Source organism: Pseudomonas fluorescens (genome assembly GCF_001708445.1).
GTDB classification, from domain to species: domain Bacteria; phylum Pseudomonadota; class Gammaproteobacteria; order Pseudomonadales; family Pseudomonadaceae; genus Aquipseudomonas; species Aquipseudomonas gorinensis.
On sequence record NZ_CP015637.1, the window covers coordinates 547,374 to 572,581 of the forward strand.

General features: G+C 61.5%; 23 protein-coding genes. 16 read left to right on the forward strand and 7 right to left on the reverse strand.

What is annotated here, in order from left to right:
- The first annotated feature begins 62 nt into the window (after positions 1 to 62).
- Positions 63 to 1,352 carry a putative hydroxymethylpyrimidine transporter CytX gene (cytX, locus tag A7317_RS02330; RefSeq protein WP_069075141.1) on the forward strand — a complete coding sequence of 430 codons (1,290 nt, stop codon included), beginning with the start codon at positions 63 to 65 and terminating at the stop codon, positions 1,350 to 1,352.
- Here cytX and A7317_RS02335 read toward each other — a convergent pair.
- Positions 1,321 to 2,067: an RsiV family protein gene (locus A7317_RS02335; RefSeq protein WP_024073057.1), complete on the reverse strand. Its 747-nt coding sequence runs from the start codon at positions 2,065 to 2,067 to the stop codon at positions 1,321 to 1,323. The two genes, cytX and A7317_RS02335, sit on opposite strands and share 32 nt — an antisense overlap.
- 193 nt (positions 2,068 to 2,260) lie before the next feature.
- Between A7317_RS02335 and A7317_RS02340 the strand changes: the two genes are divergently transcribed.
- From A7317_RS02340 to A7317_RS02375, 8 genes are all read left to right on the forward strand, one after another.
- On the forward strand, positions 2,261 to 2,878 hold the full coding sequence (locus A7317_RS02340; protein ID WP_024073058.1) for an NUDIX domain-containing protein: 618 nt from the start codon (positions 2,261 to 2,263) through the stop codon (positions 2,876 to 2,878).
- Entirely contained in the window at positions 2,869 to 3,318 is a 450-nt protein-coding gene (locus tag A7317_RS02345) for a DUF1249 domain-containing protein (protein ID WP_024073059.1), read from the forward strand. The genes A7317_RS02340 and A7317_RS02345 overlap by 10 nt, the downstream gene beginning before the upstream one ends.
- A gap of 98 nt (positions 3,319 to 3,416) precedes the next feature.
- Entirely contained in the window at positions 3,417 to 4,232 is an 816-nt protein-coding gene (gene cpdA / locus A7317_RS02350) for a 3',5'-cyclic-AMP phosphodiesterase (RefSeq protein ID WP_069075142.1), read from the forward strand.
- A 111-nt stretch (positions 4,233 to 4,343) separates the two neighbouring features.
- Positions 4,344 to 4,952, forward strand: coding sequence for a YqiA/YcfP family alpha/beta fold hydrolase (locus A7317_RS02355; protein ID WP_024073061.1), 609 nt, complete (start codon positions 4,344 to 4,346; stop codon positions 4,950 to 4,952).
- A 54-nt stretch (positions 4,953 to 5,006) separates the two neighbouring features.
- Positions 5,007 to 6,911 carry a DNA topoisomerase IV subunit B gene (gene parE, locus A7317_RS02360; protein ID WP_069075143.1) on the forward strand — a complete coding sequence of 635 codons (1,905 nt, stop codon included), beginning with the start codon at positions 5,007 to 5,009 and terminating at the stop codon, positions 6,909 to 6,911.
- Positions 6,911 to 7,906, forward strand: a complete 996-nt coding sequence (locus tag A7317_RS02365) for an esterase-like activity of phytase family protein (protein WP_069075144.1) — start codon at positions 6,911 to 6,913, stop codon at positions 7,904 to 7,906. Before parE ends, A7317_RS02365 begins: the two co-directional genes overlap by 1 nt.
- A gap of 73 nt (positions 7,907 to 7,979) precedes the next feature.
- Positions 7,980 to 10,244 carry a DNA topoisomerase IV subunit A gene (gene parC / locus A7317_RS02370; protein WP_024073064.1) on the forward strand — a complete coding sequence of 755 codons (2,265 nt, stop codon included), beginning with the start codon at positions 7,980 to 7,982 and terminating at the stop codon, positions 10,242 to 10,244.
- Between the two features lie 305 nt (positions 10,245 to 10,549).
- Complete coding sequence (locus A7317_RS02375) at positions 10,550 to 11,257, forward strand: PqiC family protein (RefSeq protein ID WP_024073065.1); 708 nt, start codon at positions 10,550 to 10,552, stop codon at positions 11,255 to 11,257.
- Between the two features lie 412 nt (positions 11,258 to 11,669).
- On the opposite strand, the gene A7317_RS02380 is transcribed toward A7317_RS02375, so the two are convergent.
- Complete coding sequence (locus A7317_RS02380) at positions 11,670 to 13,184, reverse strand: AhpA/YtjB family protein (protein ID WP_024073066.1); 1,515 nt, start codon at positions 13,182 to 13,184, stop codon at positions 11,670 to 11,672.
- Positions 13,185 to 13,317: 133 nt separating this feature from the next.
- Here A7317_RS02380 and serB point away from each other — a divergent pair, with 133 nt between their 5' ends.
- Positions 13,318 to 14,532 (forward strand): phosphoserine phosphatase SerB, encoded by a 1,215-nt coding sequence (gene serB, locus A7317_RS02385; RefSeq protein WP_069075145.1) that lies wholly within the window; start codon positions 13,318 to 13,320, stop codon positions 14,530 to 14,532.
- A gap of 141 nt (positions 14,533 to 14,673) precedes the next feature.
- Here serB and asd read toward each other — a convergent pair whose 3' ends face one another.
- Genes asd through A7317_RS02400 form a run of 3 tightly spaced genes read right to left on the reverse strand, consistent with a single transcriptional unit; the run spans position 14,674 to position 17,959 of the window.
- Positions 14,674 to 15,534 (reverse strand): archaetidylserine decarboxylase, encoded by an 861-nt coding sequence (gene asd, locus A7317_RS02390; protein WP_069075146.1) that lies wholly within the window; start codon positions 15,532 to 15,534, stop codon positions 14,674 to 14,676.
- 16 nt (positions 15,535 to 15,550) lie between these two features.
- Positions 15,551 to 16,366 carry a rhodanese-like domain-containing protein gene (locus A7317_RS02395; protein WP_024073069.1) on the reverse strand — a complete coding sequence of 272 codons (816 nt, stop codon included), beginning with the start codon at positions 16,364 to 16,366 and terminating at the stop codon, positions 15,551 to 15,553.
- Between the two features lie 57 nt (positions 16,367 to 16,423).
- A complete protein-coding gene (locus tag A7317_RS02400) occupies positions 16,424 to 17,959 on the reverse strand; it encodes an HDOD domain-containing protein (protein WP_069075147.1) in 1,536 nt (511 codons plus the stop codon).
- Between the two features lie 167 nt (positions 17,960 to 18,126).
- Between A7317_RS02400 and motA the strand changes: the two genes are divergently transcribed.
- Together motA and motB are read left to right on the forward strand one after the other, a co-directional pair.
- Entirely contained in the window at positions 18,127 to 18,978 is an 852-nt protein-coding gene (gene motA, locus A7317_RS02405) for a flagellar motor stator protein MotA (RefSeq protein WP_024073071.1), read from the forward strand.
- A 3-nt stretch (positions 18,979 to 18,981) separates the two neighbouring features.
- Positions 18,982 to 19,998, forward strand: coding sequence for a flagellar motor protein MotB (motB, locus tag A7317_RS02410; RefSeq protein WP_069075148.1), 1,017 nt, complete (start codon positions 18,982 to 18,984; stop codon positions 19,996 to 19,998).
- A gap of 277 nt (positions 19,999 to 20,275) precedes the next feature.
- Here the strand turns inward: motB and rsgA are convergent, their stop codons facing one another.
- Complete coding sequence (gene rsgA, locus A7317_RS02415) at positions 20,276 to 21,307, reverse strand: small ribosomal subunit biogenesis GTPase RsgA (RefSeq protein ID WP_024073073.1); 1,032 nt, start codon at positions 21,305 to 21,307, stop codon at positions 20,276 to 20,278.
- Between the two features lie 108 nt (positions 21,308 to 21,415).
- On the opposite strand from rsgA, the gene orn reads away from it, so the two are divergent.
- Both orn and A7317_RS02425 read left to right on the forward strand, forming a co-directional pair.
- Positions 21,416 to 21,958 carry an oligoribonuclease gene (orn, locus tag A7317_RS02420; protein WP_024073074.1) on the forward strand — a complete coding sequence of 181 codons (543 nt, stop codon included), beginning with the start codon at positions 21,416 to 21,418 and terminating at the stop codon, positions 21,956 to 21,958.
- A gap of 180 nt (positions 21,959 to 22,138) precedes the next feature.
- On the forward strand, positions 22,139 to 22,753 hold the full coding sequence (locus A7317_RS02425; protein WP_069075149.1) for a trimeric intracellular cation channel family protein: 615 nt from the start codon (positions 22,139 to 22,141) through the stop codon (positions 22,751 to 22,753).
- Here A7317_RS02425 and queG read toward each other — a convergent pair.
- Positions 22,732 to 23,814, reverse strand: a complete 1,083-nt coding sequence (gene queG / locus A7317_RS02430; RefSeq protein ID WP_069075150.1) for a tRNA epoxyqueuosine(34) reductase QueG — start codon at positions 23,812 to 23,814, stop codon at positions 22,732 to 22,734. The two genes, A7317_RS02425 and queG, sit on opposite strands and share 22 nt — an antisense overlap.
- A gap of 63 nt (positions 23,815 to 23,877) precedes the next feature.
- On the opposite strand from queG, the gene A7317_RS02435 reads away from it, so the two are divergent.
- Together A7317_RS02435 and tsaE are read left to right on the forward strand one after the other, a co-directional pair.
- Positions 23,878 to 24,738 (forward strand): NAD(P)H-hydrate dehydratase, encoded by an 861-nt coding sequence (locus A7317_RS02435; protein WP_024073076.1) that lies wholly within the window; start codon positions 23,878 to 23,880, stop codon positions 24,736 to 24,738.
- Positions 24,726 to 25,196: a tRNA (adenosine(37)-N6)-threonylcarbamoyltransferase complex ATPase subunit type 1 TsaE gene (tsaE, locus tag A7317_RS02440; protein WP_024073077.1), complete on the forward strand. Its 471-nt coding sequence runs from the start codon at positions 24,726 to 24,728 to the stop codon at positions 25,194 to 25,196. Before A7317_RS02435 ends, tsaE begins: the two co-directional genes overlap by 13 nt.
- Positions 25,197 to 25,208: the final 12 nt, after the last annotated feature.

Consider the following 25,208-nt stretch of genomic DNA (forward strand, 5'->3'; position numbering starts at 1 on the left):
GGAGGGGGCTTGCCCCCGATTGCAATCTCCCTGACAACAAGTGCCCCTCAGAGATAACACCCTTGAGCATTCAACCGAGTACCTATTCCCCGGACATCGCGGTCCCCGCTGACAAGCGCGTGTTCGGCGCCCGCGACCTGTTCTCCTTGTGGTTCTCCCTCGGCATCGGCCTGATGGTCCTGCAAACCGGCGCGTTGCTCGCGCCGGGCCTGGGGTTGTCCGGCGCATTGCTGGCGATTTTTCTCGGCACGCTGGCCGGCGTGCTGTTGCTGGCCGCCGTCGGCGTGATCGGCAGCGACACCGGGCTGTCCGCCATGGCCGCCCTCAAGCTCAGCCTCGGTGCCAAGGGCGCCAGCCTGCCGGCGCTGTTGAACCTGCTGCAACTGATCGGCTGGGGTTCGTTTGAAATCATCGTCATGCGCGATGCCGCGAGCTTGTTGGGTGTGCGGGCTTTCAGCGACGCCAGCCTGCTGGCGAGCCCGTTGCTGTGGACGCTGTTTTTCGGTGGCCTGGCGACCCTGCTGGCCGTCAGCGGCCCGTTGACCTTCGTGCGGCAGATCTTGCGCAAGTGGGGGATCTGGCTGTTGCTCGGCGCGTGCCTGTGGCTGACTTGGAACCTCTTCGCCAAAGCCGACCTTGCCGCCCTCTGGGCCCAGGCCGGTGACGGATCGATGCCGTTTGCCGTGGGCTTTGATATTGCGATCGCCATGCCGTTGTCGTGGCTGCCGCTGATTGCCGATTATTCGCGCTTCGGCAAACGCGCCAAGAGCGTGTTCGGCGGTACGGCGCTGGGCTTCTTCATTGGCAACTTCTGGCTGATGAGCCTCGGCGTGGCCTACACCCTGGCCTTTGCGCCAAGCGGGGAGGTCAACGCACTGCTGCTGGCCTTGGCCGGGGCGGGCCTGGGCATTCCGCTGCTACTGATCCTATTGGATGAGTCGGAAAACGCCTTTGCCGATATTCATTCGGCGGCAGTGTCCAGCGGGATTCTATTGCGCTTGAAAGTCGAACACCTGGCGCTGGCGATCGGCGTGCTCTGCACCTTGATCGCCTGCTTTGCGCCGTTGGCGCAGTACCAGAACTTCCTGCTGTTGATCGGTTCGGTATTCGCGCCGCTCTTTGGCGTGGTACTGGTCGATCATTTCATCCTGCGCCGCCGCGGCCAGGGCGCTGTGGCTTCGCTGCGTTGGCCGGCGTTGTTGGCGTGGCTGGGGGGCATTGCGACTTACCATCTGCTCGCCAACCTGTATCCGGATGTCGGCGCGACCCTGCCGGCGCTGGTGCTGGCAGGGCTGTTGCAGTTCATCCTGGGCCGGGCCTTCAGCGGCGTACGGGCACCAGCTCAGGCTTGAGGATGCCGTCCAGGCGCGAGTAGGGAATCTGCAACTCGACGTGGCCCAGGGCGTACGGCGCGATGGTGGTGGTAGGGTACTTGAGGGTCACGCCGCCGTAGGTCAGCGCCACGTTCGGGGTTTTCTGGAAGGGATAGCTTTTGACGAACTCCGGCTCCAGGCTCAGGCGCGTACTGATCAGCCAGCTGTTGTGGGCCACCTGAGCGGCTTTCCAGAATGCGTCTTCCTTGCCTGGCAGCAGCATGTCGGTCAACGTCAGGGCCTTTTGCTGCGGACGCGAATAGTTGATGAACGCGCGGCCCGGTTCGCCGTGGGTGACGCCTTGGTCCAGGTAGCTGGACAACTCGATGATCACCAAGCCGTCATGCTGCTCGCGTACCTTGGCCTGCAAGTACATGTTGTTGCCGGGGGCGGCCGTCTGCAGGAATTGTTCGCTGTACGTCGCCAGGCTCGTCGGCAGCGGGTCGCTGGGCTTGGTACGGGTCATCTCCAGCAGGCGCTGTTCGATCAGCGCATCCAGCTTGGGTTCTTTGGCGAAGTGCACGGTGTCGATGTTCACCAGTGGGCAATCGGCGCTGGCGCAGCCCGGCTTGCTTTGTTCGCTGGCGTCACGGGTGGCTTCCAGCGGGGTACGATAGCTGGGTTGAAACAGGCTCTGGCAGGCGCCGAGGGTCAAGGCGATACAGGCCACGGAGGCGATTTTTAAAAGCGACATGTATGTTCTTCGTCCGTCGATTAAGAGCGAAATTCGTGGACCTTCGACTACCGGCAGGCCAGTCAGTTCGCCACTAAGATTATTAGAGTGAGTTTGACGCCCGCCGTCTATCCCGGCAACTGGAAAGGGGCTGCACCTACGGGCAGGACCGCGTTAGGATGGCGCGAATTGCACGGGCATAACGAGGAAGGATATGACGGACATCGCGAAATCGACGCCGAGCAAAATCGAAATTGTTCAGCGCGACAATGCTTACCAGGGCTTCTACAAACTCGATCGGGTGCAGTTGCGCCACGAAAAGTTCGACGGTGGCATGAGCCGGGTGATCAATCGCGAAGTTTTCGTGCGCCATGATGCCGTGTGCGTGCTGCCTTACGACCCGCAGCGCGATGAGGTGGTCTTGATCGAGCAGTTTCGCGTCGGCGCCATGGGCCGTACCGACAACCCGTGGCTGGTGGAAATGGTCGCTGGCCTGATCGACAAGGATGAACAGCCGGAGGAGGTTGCACACCGCGAAGCCGAGGAGGAAGCTGGGCTGACATTCTCCTCGTTGTGGCCGATCACCAAATATTTCCCGTCGCCGGGTGGCAGTACCGAATTTGTCCACTTGTACCTGGGCCGTTGCGACAGTGCGGGGGCGGGTGGCGTGCATGGATTGGAAGAAGAGGCAGAAGATATTCGTGTCACCACCTGGGCTTTCGAAGATGCCTTGCAAGCGGTGCGTGATGGCAGGATATCCAATGCGCCCAGCATTATTGCCCTGCAATGGTTAGCGCTCAATCGCGCGGAAGTGAGGGGGTTATGGCAGTAAAGGCACGGGAACGTTATCGAGTTGACCTGATCGGGCTGCAAGCAGCTTGCGAGGCCAACTATGCGCGGCTGATGCGCTTGCTCCCCGATATGCGTCATTCCCCCGAGGCGCGGCGAATCGGCGTGACCCATGGCGACCAGATGCTCGGCGTGCTGGCCCTGGAAGTCATCGTCAACTGCCCGTACACCACCACCCTGCGCGTGCGCCAGGAGCACAGCCTGCCCTGGCTGCCGGTGCCGCAGCTGGAAGTGCAGGTGTACCACGATGCCCGGATGGCCGAAGTGATCAGCGCCGAACATGCGCGGCGCTTTCGCAGCATCTACCCTTACCCCAATGTGTTCATGCACCAGCCCGATGAGAAAGCACAGCTCAATGTGTTCCTCGGTGAATGGTTGAGCCACTGCCTGGCCTTGGGCCATGAGTTCGAAGTCGTGCGATAGATGTGAACTGCGTCTGCTTCCTTAGGTTTCCTCTTTGCGTCCTGCCCCAGCATAATCGCCCCAACTATCCATTCCTGTGATTGCCTTGGGAGAGCGCCTTGCCGAGCGTATCCACCTTGAACCCCGATGCGCCGACGTTGCTGGTGCAGTTGTCCGACAGCCACCTGTTTGCCGAGGCCGACGCTGTGTTGCTGGGCATGAACACCCGCGACAGCTTGCAACGGGTGATCGACTTGGTGCGTGAGCAACAGCCCCGGATCGATTTGCTGTTGGCCACCGGGGACCTGTCCCAGGACGGTACGCTGGCGTCCTATCAGCAATTTCGCGAGATGACGGCGCCTTTTGGGGTTCCGGCACGCTGGATTCCCGGCAACCACGATGAGCCGCAAGTCATGGCCCACGCGGCGGTGCACAGTGATTTACTGGAACCGGTGGTGGATATCGGCCATTGGCGCATCACCCTGCTGGACTCCGCCGTGCCGGGCTCGGTGCCTGGGTACTTGCAGGACCAGCAACTGCAACTCTTGGCCCAAGCCTTGAGTGAAGCGCCGAACCGCCATCACCTGGTGTGTTTCCACCATCACCCGGTACCCATCGGTTGTGCGTGGATGGAGCCCATCGGCTTGCGCAACCCCGAGGCTCTGTTTGCCGTGCTCGACCGCTTCCCTCAGGTCAAGGCGGTGCTCTGGGGCCATGTGCACCAGGAAATCGACCGTGAGCGCAATGGCGTGCGCCTGTTGGCGTCACCGTCCACCTGCATCCAGTTCGCGCCGGGCAGCGAGGATTTCAATGTCAGCGAAGAGGCCCCAGGCTATCGCTGGCTGCGCCTGCACGCCGATGGGCGGTTGGAAACCGGGGTGGAGCGGGTGAAAAATTTTGCCTTTACCGTGGATTACGGCAGCAACGGCTATTAAAGGCGGCGAACACTGATCAGACATGTGGGGAGAGGGCTGGATGATCGGCTGCTCACACCACCCCGATCCCTGTAAACTGCGCCTTTTTCGCGCAAGCACGGAGAGCCCGGCATGTCCGCTTCGATCCTGTATATCCACGGTTTCAACAGCGCGCCCGCGTCCAACAAGGCCTGCCAGTTGATCCGCGTGATGGACAACCTCGGCCTGGCCGGCCAACTGCGCGTACCGGCCCTGCATCACCACCCCCGCCAGGCGATCCCGCAGTTGGAGGCGGCCATCCGCGAACTGGGGCGGCCACTGCTGGTCGGCAGCTCGCTCGGCGGCTACTATGCAACCCATCTTGCCGAACGCCATGGTCTCAAGGCGCTGCTGGTCAACCCGGCGGTCAGCCCTCATCGGATGTTCGACGGTTACCTGGGCACCCAGAAGAACCTCTATACCGATGAAACCTGGGAGCTGACCCACGACCACGTCACGGCGCTGGCCGAGCTTGAGGTCCCGGCCCCCCAGGATGCCGCGCGTTATCAAGTGTGGTTGCAGACCGGGGATGAAACCCTGGATTATCGCCTCGCCCAGCAGTATTACCGGGCGTGTGCCCTGCGCATCCAGGCCGGCGGCGACCATGGTTACCAGGGCTTTGCCCAGCAATTGCCGGCCTTGTTGAGCTTTGCCGGCATTGGCGCAGATCAGTATCAATCCTTCGATTTCGCGGCACTGTAATTGCTTTGGAAATCCCAGGTTACTTTTTAATCGAACGACTCACGACGAGACCCCATGGCCACTCCCAGCGCTAGCTCTTATAACGCCGACGCCATCGAAGTCCTCTCGGGCCTCGACCCGGTGCGCAAACGCCCCGGCATGTACACCGACACCAGTCGGCCGAACCACCTTGCCCAGGAAGTCATCGACAACAGCGTCGACGAAGCCTTGGCCGGGCACGCCAAGTCGGTGCATGTCATTCTCCACGCTGACCACTCCCTGGAAGTGTCCGACGACGGTCGTGGCATGCCGGTGGACATTCACCCGGAAGAGGGTGTGTCGGGCGTAGAACTGATCCTCACCAAGTTGCACGCCGGGGGTAAGTTCTCCAACAAGAACTACCAGTTCTCCGGTGGCTTGCACGGCGTGGGTATTTCCGTGGTCAACGCCTTGTCCACGTTGGTACGGGTCAAGGTCAAGCGCGACGGCAACGAGTACGAGATGACCTTCGCCGATGGCTACAAAGCCAGCGAATTGCAGGTGATCGGCACCGTTGGCAAGCGCAATACCGGCACCAGCGTGTACTTCGCGCCGGACCCGAAATACTTCGATTCGCCAAAATTCTCCATCAGCCGCCTCAAGCACGTGCTCAAGGCCAAGGCCGTGTTGTGCCCGGGCCTGCTGGTCACCTTTGAAGACAAGGGTACTGGCGAGAAAGTCGAGTGGCACTACGAAGACGGCCTGCGTTCCTACCTGGAAGATTCCGTCAGCGATTTCGAACGCCTGCCCAACGATCCGTTCTGCGGCAGCCTGGCCGGTAATAAAGAAGCCGTCGACTGGGCGCTGCTGTGGTTGCCCGAGGGCGGTGACAGCGTGCAGGAAAGCTACGTCAACCTGATCCCAACCGCCCAGGGCGGCACCCACGTCAACGGTTTGCGCCAAGGCTTGCTGGATGCCATGCGCGAATTCTGCGAATACCGCAGCCTGTTGCCGCGCGGCGTGAAGCTGGCGCCGGAAGACGTGTGGGAGCGCATCGCGTTCGTGCTGTCGATGAAAATGCAGGAGCCGCAATTCTCCGGCCAGACCAAAGAGCGCCTGTCGTCCCGTGAAGCGGCAGCGTTTGTCTCCGGGGTGGTCAAGGATGCCTTCAGCCTGTGGCTCAACGAACACCCGGAATTGGGCCTGGCCCTGGCCGAGCTGGCAATCAACAACGCCGGTCGCCGTCTGAAAGCCAGCAAGAAAGTCGAGCGCAAGCGCATCACCCAAGGCCCGGCACTGCCCGGCAAGTTGGCTGATTGCGCCGGGCAGGACCCGATGCGCTCAGAGCTGTTCCTGGTGGAGGGTGACTCCGCCGGCGGTTCCGCCAAGCAAGCGCGGGATAAGGAATTCCAGGCGATCCTGCCGTTGCGCGGCAAGATCCTCAACACCTGGGAAGTCGATGGCAGTGAAGTCCTGGCCAGCCAGGAAGTACACAACATCGCCGTGGCCATTGGCGTCGATCCGGGCGCGGCGGACATGAGCCAACTGCGCTACGGCAAGATCTGCATCCTCGCCGACGCCGACTCCGACGGTCTGCACATCGCAACCCTGTTGTGCGCGTTGTTTGTGCAGCACTTCCGCCCGTTGGTGGATGCCGGTCACGTCTACGTCGCCATGCCGCCGCTGTACCGGATCGACCAGGGCAAGGAGATTTTCTATGCCCTGGACGAGGCCGAGCGCGATGGCATCCTCGACCGCCTGGTGGCCGAGAAGAAACGCGGCAAGCCACAGGTCACGCGATTCAAGGGCCTGGGTGAAATGAACCCGCCGCAACTGCGTGAAACCACCATGGACCCGAACACCCGGCGCCTGGTGCAGTTGACCCTGGAAGACTTCGACGCCACATCGGAAATGATGGACATGCTGCTGGCGAAGAAACGCGCGCCAGACCGCAAGTCCTGGCTGGAGTCCAAGGGCAACCTGGCCGAGGTGTTGGGCTGATGCGCACAGGTTTCGCCCTGGCGATCCTGATGTTGAGCGGGCTGGCGGCCACCCCGGTGGTGGCTGAGCCTGCGGCTGAGCTCAAGCTGGTGTCCGAACACCCGGTAGAGGGCATGCGGGGCGGTAACCTGTCAGGCCTGGCGTTGTGCGGTACGGCGCTGTGGACGGTTTCCGACCGCGACGACGACCGGATCTACCGCCTCGATATCAGCGCGCCGACCTGGCAGGCCGAAACCGTGAAGATTGACGTGCCGCCAGTGCCCGAGTCCGGCTTGCCCTGGGGCTTGCGCTCGCGCACCAAGGCCGCTTCGTTCATTCGCGGCGGCGACCTGGACTTCGAAGGTATCACCTGCGATGCGGCGGGCAACCGCTACATCGTCAGCGAAGCCCATGCGGCGGTGTTGCAAGTGCCGGTAGCCGGTGAGCCGCAATGGTTGAAAATCGCCCCCGGCATGGTGCGCGAAGCCCGCGCCAGTGGCATGTTGCTGCATTTCAATGCCCTGTTTGAAGGCTTGGCGGTCAACCCGGAAGGCAGCCAGATCTGGTTGGCTGCGGAGCGTGAACGGCGAGGCCTGATTTCCATCAAGCGGCCGCAAAGCCTTTGGGACTGTGACGGCCCCTGCGTGTTGTTGAGCGAGGCTGGCCAGGAAATGCAACCGGCCAAATTCCCCAACGCCAAGGCGGTGTCCAAGGATTTTGCCGACCTGGCGCTGTTTGGCGGCAAGCTGTTTACTCTGGAGCGTAATGCGTTCCAGATTTGCCGGCGCGACGCGGTCACGGCCAAGGTCGAGCTGTGCTGGTCATTTGCCGACGAGACTCTGACGCCCGAGCGCCGCTATGCCCAGCCCTACGGCCTGGCCGAAGCCCTGGTGGTGGATACGGACGGTGCTTGGATTGGTATCGACAATAATTTCGGCCCGCGTGCCGATGGTGAAAAACGCCCCGTGGTCTATCGTTTCGCCGCCCCTGCCGGCGGTTGGAGCGCCAAACCATGAGCCCCCGCTTTTTTGAATTGACCCGGCGCTGCGGCATTTCCGCTGCGCCTTACCAAATATTGATGAGGCCCGCATGAGTGACATCCTCGCAGACAGCTTAGATGGCGTAGAACGCCGGTCGCTGGCTGACTTCACCGAAAATGCCTACCTCAACTACTCCATGTACGTGATCATGGACCGTGCCTTGCCGCATATCGGCGACGGCCTGAAGCCTGTACAGCGGCGCATCATCTACGCCATGAGTGAGTTGGGCCTGGATGCCGATTCCAAGCACAAGAAGTCGGCGCGTACGGTCGGTGACGTGCTCGGTAAGTTCCACCCCCACGGCGACTCGGCATGCTACGAAGCCATGGTGCTGATGGCCCAGCCGTTCAGCTACCGCTACACATTGGTGGACGGCCAGGGTAACTGGGGCGCACCGGATGACCCCAAGTCCTTCGCCGCCATGCGTTACACCGAGGCACGCCTGTCGCGTTATTCGGAAGTGCTGCTCAGCGAGCTGGGCCAGGGCACCGCGAATTGGGGCCCGAACTTCGACGGCACCCTCGACGAACCCCTGGTGTTGCCGGCGCGTTTGCCCAATATCCTGCTCAATGGCACCACGGGTATTGCCGTGGGCATGGCCACGGACGTACCGCCGCATAACCTGCGCGAGGTCGCGACCGCCTGCGTGCGCCTGCTGGATGAACCCAAGGCCACGGTCGAGCAGCTCTGCGAGCATATCCAGGGGCCGGATTACCCCACCGAAGCAGAAATCATCACGCCGCGCGCCGACCTGCTGAAGATGTACGAGACCGGCAAGGGCTCGGTGCGCATGCGTGCGGTGTACCACATCGAGGACGGCGACATTATCGTCACCGCGCTGCCGCACCAGGTGTCCGGTGCCAAGGTGCTGGAGCAGATCGCGGCGCTCATGCAGGCCAAGCCGTCGAAACTGCCACAGGTTGCCGACCTGCGCGACGAGTCCGACCACGAAAACCCGTGCCGAATCGTGATCATCCCGACCAATAGCCGGGTCGACCACGAAGTGCTGATGCAGCATTTGTTTGCCAGCACCGACCTGGAGTCCAGCTACCGGGTCAACATCAACATCATCGGCCTGGACGGCAAGCCGCAGCTGAAAAACCTGCGCAACCTGCTGGTGGAGTGGCTGGAGTTCCGGGTGCAGACCGTGCGTCGCCGCCTGCAATTCCGCCTCGACAAGGTCGAGCGCCGCCTGCACCTGTTGGACGGCTTGCTGATTGCCTACCTCAACCTGGATGAAGTGATCCACATCATCCGTACCGCCGAGCACCCGAAAGCCGAACTGATCGCGCGTTTCGAGCTGAGTGAGATCCAGGCCGACTACATCCTCGACACCCGTTTGCGTCAGTTGGCGCGACTGGAAGAAATGAAGCTGCGCGACGAACAGGATGCGTTGCTCAAGGAGCAGGCCAAGCTGCAAGCGCTGCTGGGCAGCGAAGCCAAGTTGAAGAAATTGGTGCGTAGCGAACTGATCAAAGACGCCGAAACCTACGGCGATGACCGTCGTTCGCCGATCGTCGAGCGCGCCGAAGCCAAGGCCCTGACAGAAACCGAGTTGCTCCCAAACGAGAAAATTACCGTCGTTCTGTCGGAAAAGGGTTGGGTTCGTTCCGCCAAGGGGCATGATATTGACGCCACTGGTTTGTCGTACAAGGCCGGTGATGGCTTCAAGACTGCCGCCGCCGGGCGTTCCAACCAGTTTGCGGTGTTTATCGACTCCACCGGGCGCAGTTATTCGGTGCCGGCCCATACCTTGCCGTCCGCACGGGGGCAGGGCGAGCCGCTGACCGGGCGTCTGACGCCGCCACCGGGGGCGAATTTCGAGTGCGTGCTGCTGCCGGACGACGATTCGTTGTATGTCATCGCTTCCGACGCGGGGTACGGGTTCGTGGTCAAGGGTGAAGACCTGCAGGCCAAGAACAAGGCGGGCAAGGCGCTGTTGAGCCTGCCGAACAACGCCAAGGTGATCCTGCCGCGGCCGGTGGACGATCGCGAGAGCAATTGGCTGGCGTCGGTCACCACCGAGGGGCGCTTGCTGGTCTTCAAGATCAGCGATTTGCCGCAGTTGGGCAAAGGCAAGGGCAACAAGATCATTGGTATTCCAGGGGAGCGGGTCGCCAGTCGTGAAGAGTATGTGACCGACATCGCGGTGATCCCTGAAGGCTCTACCCTGGTGCTGCAAGCGGGTAAACGCACATTGTCGCTGCGTCCTGACGACCTTGAGCATTACAAGGGCGAACGTGGACGGCGTGGTAACAAACTGCCGCGGGGCTTCCAGCGTGTGGATGCCTTGCTGGTGGAAACGCCTGTTTAAGGCGACAAGGAGGGCTTGGCGGGTTTCGCCTTGAAGCAGGCCTTGGAAAGGCAAAAACCATTCCCAGCGGCCTGCGCCCTGCCTGACCCGCTTTAAGGTGACAACGCAGTGGGGAAACTCACTGAGAACGCCCTCTGGAGCCGTTGATCTACGATTTAACGCGTAGATCGACGCTTTGGCGCTGGAGTCATGGCGCATATTCACGGATGATATGGCCTTTCCAGCGCCGGCGTGGCCGAGCGTGTTTAGGTTATTTTTAAGTATTACATTGTGGTTCGCCTTGTGGCAGCCACCTGGATGGGATGATGACTGCTCCACGCCTTCCTTTTATTTTGATGCTCGCTGGCCTTCTGGGGCTGGCGGGTTGCAGCACACACCAGCCTGTGTCGCTGTATCAGCTGGACAGCGGAAGTCCGGCCCAGCCCGCACAAACTGCGGGTATGGCAGTTTTACTGGGCCCGGTAGTCGTCGCTGACTACCTGCAACGTGAAACCCTGCTACAGCGTCAGAACGACGGCAGCCTGCAAGGTTCCGTTGATGGTCGTTGGGCCGGCAGCCTATCGTCCGACATCAACCAACTGATGCTGCGCCAGGTGGCGGGTCAACTGGACAGCCAGCGTGTGGTCCTTGCGCCTGCACCCACTGGCTTTACCCCGGATGTTCAGGTGTTGCTGACCATTACCCGGCTTGATTCCGGTAAATCGCAACCGGCGATTCTCGATGCGCAATGGCGCTTGATCGACCGTCGTGGCCAGGTGCGCGATAACCGAATCGTGCACCTGCAGGAAGAACACACCGGCACCACCGCGTCCCAGGTCCAGGCCCAGGGCGTATTGTTGCAACACCTGGCGCAGCAGTTGTCGGTGGCCCTCAAGCCATTGGCCAACCAGCCGCCAATCGCCGAGGCACCGCGCAAGCAGGCTCCGGTACAGGCCAAGCCCGCAGAGCCGCAGAAACCGAAGATGCCGATGGCGACACCGATTCGCACGGATATGGAAGTGTTCAGGTTCTGATCTGAATCGCAGACAAACAAAAAGGCCCGCTGACTCAGCGGGCCTTTTTGTTTGTGGTGAGATAAGTCACGGCGCAGATCAAGTGTGGGAGGGGGCTTGCTCCCGATAACGGTGGTTCAGTTAATGATGTGCTGACTGATACTCCGCAATCGGGGGCAAGCCCTAATGCCGTTCAGTTAAGCGTACATCGCCTTTTGTAGGAGCGAGGGGGACGCCTAGTTCTTGCTCGCGAAAAACGTCAACGATAACGCGTGTCTCCTGAATGAACGCGGCGCCTGTGAGTTTTTCGCGAGCAAGCTCGCTCCTACAAAAGCGCCTGTGAGTTTTTCGCGAGCAAGCTCGCTCCTACAAAAAAGCCTTAACTGAACGGCATTAGGGCAAGCCCCCTCTCACATGAGTCCGGCGGTGTTCTTCAGGGCTTTGTACGGGTCTCATGCATCCGCGCCAACTGCCGTTCCAGCATCGATGGATACGGCTCCATCAAGCGCTCCACACAACTGGCGCCTTCTGGGCTGGCAATGGGGCGAATACGCGCGCGTTGGCGAATCAGCGTGTCTTCGCTGATCTTGCGCTCCACCAGCAGGAGATTGCGGCTGTGTTGGGACAGGGCCAGCGCATCCTGGGCGATCTCGGTCAGCAGCAGGTCGATCTGGCTCATGCCAAACAGGTCGTCACCCACCGTCAGGCCCAGTTGCAGTTGCAAGGTGATGCCGCTGTCGGCCACTTCGATCTGCAATTCATGGCCCAGGGCGCGCAGCAGCTCGCCGCAGCAGATGGCGTTGGTCAGGTAGTCTTCGCCGCTGTCTTCGCTGTGGAACAGCATCAACGTGCTGCCGTCGTTCAGGGTGTGCAGCTCGCTCTGGTAGAGCGAGGCGGCCTGGTCGAGGCAATCGCGGTAGCGTTCCAGTAATTCGGTCAGGCGGGCGCGGGGCAGGCGGCGCAGTTGGTCCTGGGCGCCCAATTGCACGGCCAGTACGGCGCTGTGCTGGGGCTCGGCGTTCTTCGCTGGCACGGGCTTGGGCGCAACGGCGGTGCTGGCCGAGGTGTCGCGCAGGTCGGCGAATGGGTCTTCGTCGTCCAGCTCGTCTTCTTCGGCCCGGATCACATGGCGTGGCGCTGGTTTCAGGCCGGCTACCGGAGGGCGCTCGTCGAAGCCCGGGTCGCGCAGGTCGTGTACTTCGAACTCGGGTTCGTCGTCGAACTCGGGCTCGGGTTCAATCTCGCGTACCACCGGTTCCGGAGCGAAGCTGGCATGAAGTTGGCGCGCAAGGTCGCCGATTTCGTCCTGGCGATCGGTGGCCGGGGTATGTTCGTCGATATCCCGCAGCCAGATGCGCAGTTGCATCAGTGGCGTCGAGATATGCCGCCCCAGGCGCAGGCTCAAGGCCAGGGCCAGGGCCAGCAGGATCGCGCTGAGGATGCCCATGCTTTGCAGGCTGATGGTCATCGGCTGCTGGAATTGCTGCATGTCCAGGCTGATGCGCAATTGACCCGCCTTCACATCCTGGAACGTGATATTGCTCTGGTACAAGCCTTCGGCTTCGCCCAGCAGGCCGTTTTTCGGGCGTTGCCCGGCTTCGGCCATGATGCGGTTGTCCACGCTGTAGATGGCGGCGTGGGCGACCAGCGGGTTCTTGGTCAGGTTGTTGAGCAGCACGTTGAGGCTGAGGATGTCGTTGGACACCAGCAGCTCGGTCGCCGAGGTGGCGGTCTGGGTGGTCAGGCTTTCGCCCAACGCATCGGCTTGCTCATGCATGGCCTGTTTGAACTGCAAACCCATCACGCAGGCGTAGATCACCAGGGCCAGGGCGACCAGGATCACGTTATGGCTGGCGATGCGTAATGCGATCGGTACACGGCGGTGGCGCAGTGCCCGGAAGATCAGCAGGAAGAAGTTGTCGGTTTTTACTGGCGTGGGCCGGTTCACTTGAGCTCGGCTCTTAGTCCGTGAAGTTGACGCGCAGTATAGCGACAGGCCCAAGACCGGCAAAGCGCTGGCTGTGCCCGGTGGTCACTGAAAGTGGGTAGAATGCGGTTTTTTTCCAGCCTGGGGGTGCGCTTTGCGCGAAATTGTCCTGATCAACATCACCGGCGAAGACCGACCGGGTCTCACCGCGGCCATTACCGGCGTTCTGGCCCAGGGTGGTGTAAACATTCTCGACATCGGCCAGGCGGTGATCCACGACACCCTGTCGTTCGGCATCCTGGTGGAAATCCCGAGCACCGAGCAGGCGTCTTCCGTGCTCAAGGACATTCTGTTTACGGCATACAAGCTGGATCAACAGGTACGGTTCACCCCGGTGTCCGAAGAGGATTACCAGCACTGGGTGGCCGGCCAGGGCAAGAAACGCCATATCGTCACCTTGTTGACCCGCAAAGTGACCGCCGAGCAGTTGCAGCGCGTCAGCTCGATCACCGCGCAGTTTGGGTTGAACATCGACCATATCGACCGTCTGTCAGGTCGTATGCCACTGGACACCCCGGCCGACAAGGGCAAGGGCTGCATCGAGTTTTCCGTGCGCGGCGAACCGGCAGACCCGCAGGCCCTGCGCGCTGAATTCCTCAGCGTGGCCCAGGAGCTGAACGTCGACATCGCCTTTCAGGAGGACTCGCTGTTCCGCCGCAACCGCCGCCTGGCGGTGTTCGACATGGACTCGACGCTGATCGAAGCCGAAGTCATCGACGAACTGGCCAAGGCAGCCGGTGTGGGTGAGCAAGTTTCTGAAATCACCGAACGCGCGATGGCCGGTGAGCTGGACTTCCGCGCCAGCTTCAAGGAGCGCCTGGCGTTGCTCAAGGGGCTGGATGTGAGCGTGCTGGACTCCATCGGCGCTTCCCTGCGCCTGACCGAAGGTGCCGAAACCCTGTTCGCCGAGCTCAAGCGCCTGGGTTACAAGACCGCGATCCTGTCCGGTGGCTTTACCTACTTCGCCAAGCAATTGCAGGCCAAGTTGGGCATCGACTATGTGTTCGCCAACGAACTGGAAGTGGTCGACGGCAAGGTGACTGGCGTGGCGGTGGAGCCGATTGTCGACGCACAGCGCAAGGCCGACCTGCTGAAGGAGCTGGCCCACAAGGAAGGTTTGCGTCTGGAGCAGACCATTGCGGTGGGCGACGGTGCGAATGACCTGCCGATGCTGGCAATTGCCGGTTTGGGTGTGGCGTTCCGTGCCAAACCCTTGGTCAAGCAATCGGCCAAGCAGGCGATTTCGACCTTGGGGCTGGATGGTGTGCTGTATCTGCTGGGCTTTCGCGACCGCGACGGTCAGCTCTAATCCGAAGTCACTGTAGGAATACAGTCAACATGTGGGAGGGGGCTTGCCCCCGATGACGGTGGAACAGCCAATATACCTGTGGCTGGACTACCGCTATCGGGGGCAAGCCCCCTTCCACATTGGATCTCTGCAGGTTTTGAATCAGGCTTTCGGCAGTGCGATGCCCTGGCCCATCTGCACCGGCGAACCGGCCACCAGTTCCTCAGCCCACTTCACCTGATCCGGCCCGAACAGCACGATCGCGGTGGAGCCCAACTTGAAGCGACCCAGCTCCGCACCCTTCCCCAGGTGAATCGGCGCGCGTGCCGCTTCGTCATAGCGGAAGGTTTTCAGCTCGCGCTTGGGCGGCGTGACCAGCCCGGCCCACACGGTTTCAATCGAGGCGACGATCATCGCGCCGACCAACACCACGGCCATCGGGCCGCGTTCGGTGTCAAACAGGCAGACCACACGCTCGTTACGGGCAAACAGTTCCGGCACGTTTTCGGCGGTGGTCTGGTTGACCGAGAAAATCCGCCCAGGCACGTAGACCATTTCGCGCAGGGTACCGGCCAGCGGCATATGCACGCGGTGGTAGTCCTTCGGCGACAGGTAGATGGTGGCAAAATCGCCGCCCATGAAAGGCGCTGCCACGGCAGCATCGCCGCCCAGCAACTCCAGCACGCTGAAGCTGTGGCCCTTGGCCTGGAATATACGGCCATGCTCGATCGGGCCGAGCTGGCTGACCGCACCATCAGCCGGGCTCAGTACGGCGCCAGGGGTCGGGTCCAGTGGGCGCGCGCCGTCTTTCAAGGCGCGGGTGAAGAAGGCGTTGAAGTGCTCGTAGGCGGTCACGTCTTCCACCAGGGCTTGGGACATGTCCACTTGATAGCGCTTGGCAAACCACGTGGTGAAGGCATTCTTGAACCAGCGTACGCGGCACTCGGCAATGCAGCCGGCCAGCCGCGACAGCAGGTGATGCGGCAGCAAGTACTGGCTGAGGATAAACAACTGCTTTTTCATTAACTGTCCTTAAACCTTAAATCTCAACGGGGGTGTCGGGGTGGTTGCCCCATTCGCCCCAGGAACCGGCATAACCTTTGACTCGCGGATAACCGAGCGCCTTGGCCACCAGGTAGGTGAAGCCAGAGCGGTGGTGAGTCTGGCAGTGGGTGATGATTTCTTTATCGGGGGTCAGCCCGAGGCTTTCGAGGATCTGCGGCATGTCGCGGCGGATGCGCAGGTTGCGTGCCTTGTCCATGCCGGCGGTCCATTCGAAGTTCACAGCGCCGGGGATATGGCCCCCCTTGGCGGCGAGGACTTTCTCGCCGGAATACTCCAGCGGGCCGCGTGCGTCCCAGATACCCAGGTCCGCCGCGCCGAGGCGGCTTTGCAGGTATTCGCGGGTTGCGGTGGGGCCCTCGTGCAGCGTGAGGCTGACGGGGCCACCGACGGGGGCGGGTACGTCGGTGGACACTGGGTGCTGCTCAGCCAGCCAGGCCAGCAGGCCGCCATCGAGGTAGTGGTATTTCTGATGGCCGATCACGTCGAGCATCCAGATAAAACGGCCAGCCCAGCCACCGCCTTCGTCGTCGTAGACCACGTAGGTTGCGTCCGGGGTGTGGCCCAGTTCGCCGAACAGTTTTTCCAGGTCGGCTTTGTTGGGCAGCAGGCCGGGTGCCGGCGGCTGGCCCAGTTGGGTACGCTTGGGGTCAACGAAATGCGCGCCGGGGATATGCCCTTCGGCGTAGCGGGCGGCACTGGTGAGATCCACCAGAATCAGGTGTTCGGCATCAAGGCGACCGAGCAGGTCGCTGGATTCGATCACCAGCGGCAAGCCAGAGAAGTCAGGCATGTGAGGTCTCCTGGGCACAAATGTTGGCGATAAAGGACCGCGATTGTAGCGCAAGCATCAGGCGCTGCGGTTGGTAAAGCTGTGCAGGGCTTTCTCGATGCACTGGGCGGTTTTGCCGAAGGCCTGCACGGTGGTTTCCGAAAATGGCCCGCCGCCCTGGTCGGCCACCATCAACATCACCACGCGGCCATTGCAGCTCAGCGAACGCAGCAACAGGTGTTCCCCGGTGAACAGGCGACGCAGGATCGGCGGCAACAGGGCCGAGAACTGTGCGTGGTTGTCGGGCGTCAGGCGCACCTGGGCGGATTTTTCCAGCATGCGTTGCAGCAGCGTGCTGTGGACCACATCCAGGCTCAGGTTCGCGGCGTCCTTCGGCAGGCCATCGGCCTGATGCACGCGCAAGGTGCTCAGGGCGCGATCCGCCATAAACAGCAACACTCGTTGCATGCCACTGGCGACCAGCGCTTCCTTGGCGCACGTGGTCAAGTGCATGGCATTGGCAAAGCGGCTCGGCTCCACCAGCAACTCGGTGCAACGCTTGCGCCAGATGGCCAGGGACTCTGCGGTAGGCGGCGGCGCGGGCAGCAGGCCGCGATGGATCTTCTGCACATTCCATGGCCAGATCAGCGACAGCGCCGGGTGCCAAAGGTCGGGCATCAGCGTCGTACGGGCGCTGGTGACGGCTTGCTGGTGGGACTGTTGCTGTACTTCGCTCAATGGCTGTTGCAGGTACAGGGCCGTGAGGTACTGCCAGCGTTTGGTGTGCGGGCAGGTCCATGACTCTTGCGCCGACATTGCCAGACCGTTGGCCAGCAGCACGGTATTGGCGGGTTGGTTCAACCAGCGGCGCAGGCTGGGGTCGGCATCGAGCAATTGCTGATGGCGCAGCGGGTCATCTTCCCGGGCGATGTGCAATGCCTTGACCAGCAGGCGTTGTTCCTTCAGCAGCAGGTTATAACCCTGGGACACCCAGATGGGCAGGTGCCAGGTTTCAGTCAGGCCGAGGCACAGGTCCAGCAGGCGGACGCCAAATAACTCCTGTTCGACCTGACGTGCCGACTGGCCTTTGTGGATAACTCGCAGTTCCCACTCTTCCAGGAGCTTGGGGTAGGCAACCGCCATCGGCCACAGCGGCGATAGAAACAGCAAGCTGCCCCAGTGAATGTCTTGCCACAGCCGCGCCAGGCGGCTGGCGAACAGGCCGTTGGCCTGCTGGGAAGCGTGTTGGCTCACCAGCAGCAGTTGGCGCAAGGCGACGGGAATCTCATTGGCAGGCACTGAAGGCAGGCGCGCGAGCAACTCTTCGGCGCGTTTGAGGCCGAGGCGGTTGAGCGCCACTTCGAGGTTTTCCGCCGGTTCCGCCAGGCTGCCATGGGTGTGGCTGTTGGCTTCGCGCATCACGCTGAGCACCAGCGCGGGGCTGTCTTGCATCAGTTCGGCAATATCTCGCAACGAACTGCGGCTGTCGCGGATGGCTTTGCACACGCGCTCGTGGTTCGCCTGGGGAACGGGCAGCCGCACTTCGTCCAGACGCTTGATCCAAGCAGCGAGGGTGGTGGGTTTTACAGTGGGTACGGTCGTTTCATTAGCCATGATTGGGGCGCGATCATCACTTGCGGTCAACACGCCCAGAGCGGGCCGAACTGGCTTTTCGCCTTAACGGCCTATAGTCTGGCGCAGTTTTGCCGATAAGTAGAACAAGAGTTTTGCAGTTCCTCCAAATATGTCCATGAACCTCACGGCGCAAGTACACATCCCCTATGGCTAAAATAATCGGCATCATCGTCGTCATCGCAAGCGTGCTCGGTGGGTACGTCCTGTCCCACGGTAAGATCGCTGCGTTGATCCAGCCCTTTGAAGTGCTGATTATTGGTGGTGCGGCGTTCGGCGCATTCTTGCAGGCCAACCCCGGCTACATGACCATGCATGTGATCAAGAAGTCGCTGGGCATGTTCAGCTCGCGCTTTTCCCACACCTTCTACCTGGAAGTGCTGGGGCTGATCTACGAGATCCTCAACAAGAGCCGCCGTGAAGGCATGATGGCCATCGAAGGCGACATCGAAGATGCCGCGGCCAGCCCGATTTTCGCCAAGTACCCGGCCGTGCTCAAAGATGAGCGCATGACCGCGTATATCTGTGACTACCTGCGCATCATGTCCTCGGGCAACATGGCGCCCCATGAGCTGGAAGGCCTGTTCGACATGGAGCTGTTCAGCCTCAAGGAAGAGCTGGAGCATCCTTCCCACGCGGTGACCGGTGTTGCCGACGGTATGCCTGGTTTCGGTATTGTCGCGGCGGTACTGGGTATCGTGGTGACCATGGCGTCCCTCGGCGAGGGCGACCAGAAAGCTATCGGTATGCACGTAGGTGCGGCCCTCGTGGGTACCTTCTTCGGTATTCTTGCGGCCTATGGTTTCTTCGGCCCACTCGCCACCTCCCTGGCCCACGATGCCAAGGAAGAAATCAATCTGTATGAAGCGATCAAGGCCAGCCTGGTCGCTTCGGCATCGGGCATGCCGCCTTCGCTGGCGGTGGAATTCGGTCGCAAGGTGCTGTACCCGAAACATCGCCCGAGTTTTGCCGAGTTGGAACAAGCGGTTCGCGGTCGCTAAGCCATGGAAAACAACCAGCCGATAATCATCAAGCGCGTCAAGCGCTTCGCCGCGGGGCACCATGGTGGCGCCTGGAAAATCGCCTTCGCCGACTTCGCGACGGCGATGATGGCGTTCTTCCTGGTGCTGTGGCTGATGTCCACGGCCACGCCCGAGCAGAAGATCGCCATCGCCGGTTACTTCAAGGACCCGATTGGCTTCTCGGAAAGTGGCACCCCCTTTGTAATCGACCTTGGCGGTTCGCCGCAGTTGGCGCCTGAGCGCACCATCAACCCGGAGGTCAAGACCGAGGCGCCCCAGGAAAAAATTCCGATCGAGCGCGATACCGTCGAGAGCATGGCTGAGCAGGTCGAGCAGGAACGCCTTGAATTGCTGCTGCAGGAATTGCAGACCAAGGTCGAGGAAAACCCTCAACTGCTGAAGTTCAAGGATCAGATTTCCTTCGAGATTACCCCGGAAGGCTTGCGTATCCAGATCACTGACGCCGCGAACCGGCCGATGTTCGACTCCGGCAGCGCGCGCTTGAAGCCGTATTTCGAAGATATCCTGCTGGCCATGGCCGACACCATCAAGGCCGTGCCGAACAAGATCAGTATCAGCGGCCACACCGATGCCAAGCCGTATGCGGGGCAGGGCGACTTCGGCAACTGGGAGCTTTCGGCCAACCGTGCCAACGCTGCTCGCCGTGCACTGGTGGCCGGCAGCTACCCGGACGCGCAAGTGGCACGAGTGGTCGGCTTTGCCTCTTCCCAATTGTTTGATCCGAAAGACCCGTTCAACCCGATCAACCGTCGCATCGATATCGTTGTGCTGACTAAAAAGGCCCAGCGAGCGATTGAAGGCGATCAGCCGCCACCGCCACCTACGTCCGGTGCGGGCGCGCCAGGTGAACCCCCGGCCGATCCGAATGCGATTGCGCCGGGGCAGGAGCCATTGCCGGCGCATGAGCTGCGGCAGAAGCTGAACCTGTTTGATGACGGCGGTGTGAAAGATCCTACGGTGCCTGCGACGGGCTCGTAGCCACACCGGATATTTGTGGTGAGCGAGCCTGTTGTGGGGGAGGGTGCGGGCTTGTTGTGGGATGCGGGCGTGCCCTGATGCCTGTCAGTTAAGGCGGAACACTGTAACTGTGGCGAGCGGGCTTGCCCCGCGTTGGGCTGCGAAGCAGCCCCAGAACCCGCCGCCGAGGAGTGCCTGATACTCCGCATTCCGATTGATTGGGGCCGCTTCGCAACCCAACGCGGGGCAAGCCCGCTCACCACGACAGGCTTGCTCGCCAGATATTGCGTGGGGTGGTCTAGTAACTGCTTTCGGGCAAGCTCGCAATAATCGACCGATAGCTGTTCATCCGCTGCTGCTGCACGCGGCCATCCTCCAGCGCCTTGAGCAAGGCGCAACCGGGTTCGCGGTCGTGTTTGCAATCGCGGAAGCGGCAAGTGCCGATCAGGTCGTTGAATTCGATAAAGCCGGCTTCTACATCGCTGCGGCTGACGTGGCCGAGGCCGAATTCTCGAATACCTGGGGAGTCGATCAGCTCACCGCCACCGGGGAAGTGGAACAATCGCGCGGTGGTGGTGGTGTGGGTGCCCTGGCCGGACAGTTCCGACAGCGGGCCGACACGGGTGTCGACTTCCGGTAGCAGGCTGTTGACCAGCGACGACTTGCCCACGCCGGACTGGCCGACAAACACGCTGATACGCCCATTCAGCTGCTGTTGCAGCTGTTCCATGCCGTTGCCGTGATGCGCCGAGACTTCCAGCACCGGGTAACCCAGGGTGCGGTAGACCGCCAGCAACGCATTGAGCGCCGGAGCGTTCTGCTCGTCGATCAGGTCGAATTTGTTCAGCAGCAGCAACGGACGAATGCCGGCATGTTCGGCCGCCACCAGGTAGCGGTCGATCAGGTTGGCATGAGGCTCGGGCAGCGGCGCGAACACGATCACGATCATGTCGACGTTGGCCGCTACCGGCTTGAGCTGGCCACGGCTGTCGGGGCGACGCAATTCGGTGGTACGTGGCAACTGGGCGACGATCACGCCGATACCCTGGTTGCCGGCACGCCAGACCACTTTGTCGCCAGTGACCAGTGCCGGCAGGTTGGCGCGCAGGTGGCAACGGGAAACCGAACCTGCGAATTCGCCCTCCAGCGCCTCGACTTCGACCTGCACACCAAAGTGTGCGATCACCAGGCCGGTTTGTTCGGGGCCCAGGTCGCCGCCCTCGAGCGCTTCCACGGCGGAGGATTCACGTTTGGCGGCGCGAGCGGCGCGTTCACCTTGAATCTTTTCGATGCGCCAGTTTTGGCGACGATTGAGCTGGCGTTTGGCCATTGGTGTTCCGTGTCGATAATGCGAAGGTTGGGTAAAACGGTCGCGAGTCTAGCACGCCCCTGCCTGCTAAACTGCGCAGCTACGCCAAGGTGCCAAGAGAATCAAGCCATGCAAAACCCACAAAACCTGATTTGGATCGATCTGGAAATGACCGGTCTGAACCCCGACACCGACGTCATCATCGAGATGGCGACGATTGTCACCGACAGCAACCTCAACACCTTGGCCGAAGGTCCGGTGATCGCCATCCACCACAGCGATGCCGTACTCGCCACCATGGACGAGTGGAATACTCGTACCCACGGCAACTCGGGCCTGACCCAGCGCGTGCGTGACAGCCGCATCAGCATGGCGGAGGCTGAGGCCGAAACCATCGCTTTCCTGGAGCAGTGGGTGCCGAAGGGCAAGTCGCCGATCTGCGGCAATAGTATCTGTCAGGACCGTCGCTTCCTTTATACCCATATGAAGGCGCTGGAAAGCTACTTCCACTACCGCAACCTGGATGTGTCGACCCTTAAGGAGCTGGCGGCACGCTGGGCGCCGGAAGTCAAAGACAGCTTCCATAAAGGCAGCACCCACCTGGCGCTGGATGATATTCGCGAGTCGATCGCCGAGCTGCAGCATTACCGCAAGCATTTCATCAAGGCTTGAAGAACCGGCGCCTTCGCGGGCGCCTGCTCCCACAATCGTTCCGCGTTCGTCATGGCGACTCGGTCAGGAGCGGGAGGGGCTCGCCCCCGATGGCAGGCAACTCGATTTATCGCCAAGTGCCCCCTTTTGGTGCCATCAGCAAATGATTAGACTGCCGGCCTCTTTGCAAGGATCGCCCTCATGTTGCTGATGCTCTACCTCATTGCCATTACTGCCGAAGCCATGACCGGCGCCTTGTCTGCCGGTCGGCGCGGCATGGATTGGTTTGGTGTGGTGCTGATCGCCTGTGTGACGGCGCTGGGTGGCGGTTCGGTGCGCGATGTATTGCTCGGTCACTACCCGCTGACGTGGGTCAAGCACCCGGAGTACCTGGTGCTGACCTCGATTGCCGCGTTGGTGACGATCTTTATCGCGCCGCTGATGCGCCACCTGCGGTCGCTGTTCCTGGCGCTGGATGCGGTGGGGCTGGTGGCCTTCACCCTGATCGGCTGCATGACCGCCCTGGAAATGGGGCACGGCATGTTGGTGGCTTCAGTCAGCGGCGTGATCACCGGGGTTTTTGGCGGCATTCTGCGGGATATCTTCTGCAACGATATCCCGCTTATCTTTCGCCGCGAGCTGTACGCCAGTGTGTCGTTCCTCGCCGCTTGGTTCTACCTGCTGTGCCTCTACCTGGAGCTGCCCAGTGAGCAAGCGATTCTGCTGACGTTGTTCAGCGGCTTTCTGCTGCGGTTGCTGGCCATCCGTTTTCACTGGGAAATGCCCAAGTTCGTCTATAACGACGACGTGCATTGACGCTCGGCGTGCTGCTTGAGTGCCCACTCCACATGTTCACGCACCAGCTCCGAGGGGTAATCGCGGCGCGCCTTCAAGGCTTCCAGCACCGGAATACTCGACGGCGCATTGCCCAGGCCCACCGCCAGGTTGCGCAGCCAGCGCTCGTAGCCGGCGCGGCGCAACGGTGAACCTTCGGTGCTGCTCAGGAATGTGTCCTCGTCCCACATGAACAGTTCGGCCAGCTCTGCGTTGTCCAGATTGTGCCGTGGCTTGAAATCGCCTTCCGTGGTGGGGCGCGCGAAACGATTCCACGGGCAAACGATCTGACAATCATCGCAGCCGAATACCCGGTTGCCGATCAGTGGGCGCAAGTCTTCTGGGATGGCGCTCTTGAGTTCGATGGTCAGGTAGGAAATGCAGCGCCGGGCGTCCAGCACGTAAGGGCCGACGAAGGCGTTGGTGGGGCAGATGTCCAGGCACGCGGTGCAGCGGCCGCAGTGTTCGGTGCTGTGCGGCGGATCAACCGGCAATGGCAGGTCGACAAACAGTTCGCTCAGGAAGAAATAACTGCCGGCCTTGCGATTGAGTACCAGGGTATTTTTGCCGATCCAGCCCAGGCCAGCCTGTTCGGCGATGGCTTTTTCCAGCACCGGTGCGCTGTCGACAAAGGCGCGAAAGCCAAATGGGCCGATTTGTGCCTGAATACGGTCAGCCAATTGTTGGACGCGTTTGCGGATCAGCTTGTGGTAGTCGCGGCCGAGGGCGTAGCGCGAGATGTAGGCTTTTTCCGGTTTGGCCAGCAGTTGTGCCATCTGGGTCTCGCCGGGCAGGTAATCCATGCGTAGCGAGACCACGCGCAAGGTGCCGGGCACCAGTTCGTCCGGGTGGGATCGCTTGCTGCCATGGGCGCCCATGTACTCCATCTCGCCGTGGTAACCCGCGTCGAGCCAGCGTTGCAGGTGTTGTTCATGCTCGGCCAGGTCAAGGCCGCTGATGCCGACTTGTTGGAAGCCCAGCTCGCGGCCCCAGTCTTTGATCGATTGGGCGAGGGCGGGCAGGTCGTAGGTAATAGCAGGCATGAGACACGGGAAACCACGGGTTAGATGGGTATAATTCTGCCAGACATCGGAGCTTGAAGACGCATGCCGCAGACAAAACACGCAATAACCGACGTTCAGCCCCTGTTGCCCGGCCATTTGCCGCAACTGGCTGCACGTTCTCCGGACGCCCATAAGGGCCAGTTCGGCCACCTGCTGGTCATCGGTGGCGACCACGGCTTTGGCGGCGCCGCGTTGCTGAGCAGCGAAAGCGCCTTGCGCAGCGGTGCCGGCATGGTTTCCCTGGCGACTCGCGTCGAGCATGTGCCGGCTGCCTTGGCGCGCTTGCCCGAAGTCATGACCGTTGGGGTGAGTTCGGCCAACCAACTGATGGGCTTGCTGGAAAAAATCTCGGTCATCGTCATTGGTCCGGGCCTGGGCGGTGCCGCCTGGGGCAAAAGCCTGTTATCGGTCGCCGCCAACGCCAAACAGCCACAAGTCTGGGATGCCGATGCCTTGAATCAGCTGGCGACCGGCCGCGTAGCGCTTCCGGCTGACTGCGTGATCACCCCGCATCCCGGCGAAGCGGCGCGTTTGTTGGGGATATCGACAGCCGAGGTTCAGGCGGATCGTCTTAAGGTGGCGCGCGCGTTGAGTCAGAAATTCAATGCAGTGGCTATCCTCAAGGGGGCTGGCAGTTTGATCGCCAGCCCGGATGGGCGCGTTTCCCGGTGTGACCAGGGCCACCCGGCCATGGCGACGGCCGGGCTCGGCGATGTGTTGGCCGGCCTGGTGGGCGCACTGCTTGCCCAGGGGATGCCAGCCTTTGACGCCAGTTGCCTGGCCGTGTGGTTGCACGCGACGGCGGGAGATCGCCAGGGCACCTTGGGTCGCGGGTTGGCTGCCAGTGACCTGATACCTGCCATTCGTCAATTGTTGGAGGAGCAGTCGCCGTGCCTGAAGTAAACCGTTTCCTGGCCGATGAAGAGGCCATGGTGCAGTTCGGCCATTGCCTAGCACGGGTCACGAAAGGCGCGGGGCTGATCTTTCTCGAAGGTGACCTGGGGGCGGGCAAGACCACGCTGTCCCGGGGGATTATTCGCGGGTTGGGCCACGAGGGGGCGGTGAAAAGTCCGACCTTTACCCTGGTCGAACCTTATGAGATCGGGGCGATAAGAGCCTTCCACTTCGATCTCTATCGCCTGGTGGACCCTGAAGAGCTGGAGTACATGGGCATCCGTGACTACTTCGACGAAGATGCGTTGTGCCTGATCGAGTGGCCAGATAAAGGCACAGGCTTTTTGCCAAAGCCGGACCTGACCATTACCATTACGCCGCATGAGCATGGACGTCTGCTGAAGTTGTTGCCCCAGAGCGCGCGCGGTGAGTCGTGGTGCGCCGCTCTGGCATTGGAATTCAAATAATTGGTGGGGTTA

Coding starts and splice junctions, on each gene's coding strand:
- A7317_RS02335 (WP_024073057.1), bottom strand. CDS start 2,067: ATGTCGCTTTTAAAAATCGCCTCCGTGGCCTGTATCGCCTTGACCCTC.
- A7317_RS02340 (WP_024073058.1), top strand. CDS start 2,261: ATGACGGACATCGCGAAATCGACGCCGAGCAAAATCGAAATTGTTCAG.
- A7317_RS02345 (WP_024073059.1), top strand. CDS start 2,869: ATGGCAGTAAAGGCACGGGAACGTTATCGAGTTGACCTGATCGGGCTG.
- A7317_RS02355 (WP_024073061.1), top strand. CDS start 4,344: ATGTCCGCTTCGATCCTGTATATCCACGGTTTCAACAGCGCGCCCGCG.
- parE (WP_069075143.1), top strand. CDS start 5,007: ATGGCCACTCCCAGCGCTAGCTCTTATAACGCCGACGCCATCGAAGTC.
- A7317_RS02365 (WP_069075144.1), top strand. CDS start 6,911: ATGCGCACAGGTTTCGCCCTGGCGATCCTGATGTTGAGCGGGCTGGCG.
- parC (WP_024073064.1), top strand. CDS start 7,980: ATGAGTGACATCCTCGCAGACAGCTTAGATGGCGTAGAACGCCGGTCG.
- A7317_RS02375 (WP_024073065.1), top strand. CDS start 10,550: ATGACTGCTCCACGCCTTCCTTTTATTTTGATGCTCGCTGGCCTTCTG.
- asd (WP_069075146.1), bottom strand. CDS start 15,534: ATGAAAAAGCAGTTGTTTATCCTCAGCCAGTACTTGCTGCCGCATCAC.
- A7317_RS02395 (WP_024073069.1), bottom strand. CDS start 16,366: ATGCCTGACTTCTCTGGCTTGCCGCTGGTGATCGAATCCAGCGACCTG.
- A7317_RS02400 (WP_069075147.1), bottom strand. CDS start 17,959: ATGGCTAATGAAACGACCGTACCCACTGTAAAACCCACCACCCTCGCT.
- motA (WP_024073071.1), top strand. CDS start 18,127: ATGGCTAAAATAATCGGCATCATCGTCGTCATCGCAAGCGTGCTCGGT.
- motB (WP_069075148.1), top strand. CDS start 18,982: ATGGAAAACAACCAGCCGATAATCATCAAGCGCGTCAAGCGCTTCGCC.
- rsgA (WP_024073073.1), bottom strand. CDS start 21,307: ATGGCCAAACGCCAGCTCAATCGTCGCCAAAACTGGCGCATCGAAAAG.
- orn (WP_024073074.1), top strand. CDS start 21,416: ATGCAAAACCCACAAAACCTGATTTGGATCGATCTGGAAATGACCGGT.
- A7317_RS02425 (WP_069075149.1), top strand. CDS start 22,139: ATGTTGCTGATGCTCTACCTCATTGCCATTACTGCCGAAGCCATGACC.
- queG (WP_069075150.1), bottom strand. CDS start 23,814: ATGCCTGCTATTACCTACGACCTGCCCGCCCTCGCCCAATCGATCAAA.
- A7317_RS02435 (WP_024073076.1), top strand. CDS start 23,878: ATGCCGCAGACAAAACACGCAATAACCGACGTTCAGCCCCTGTTGCCC.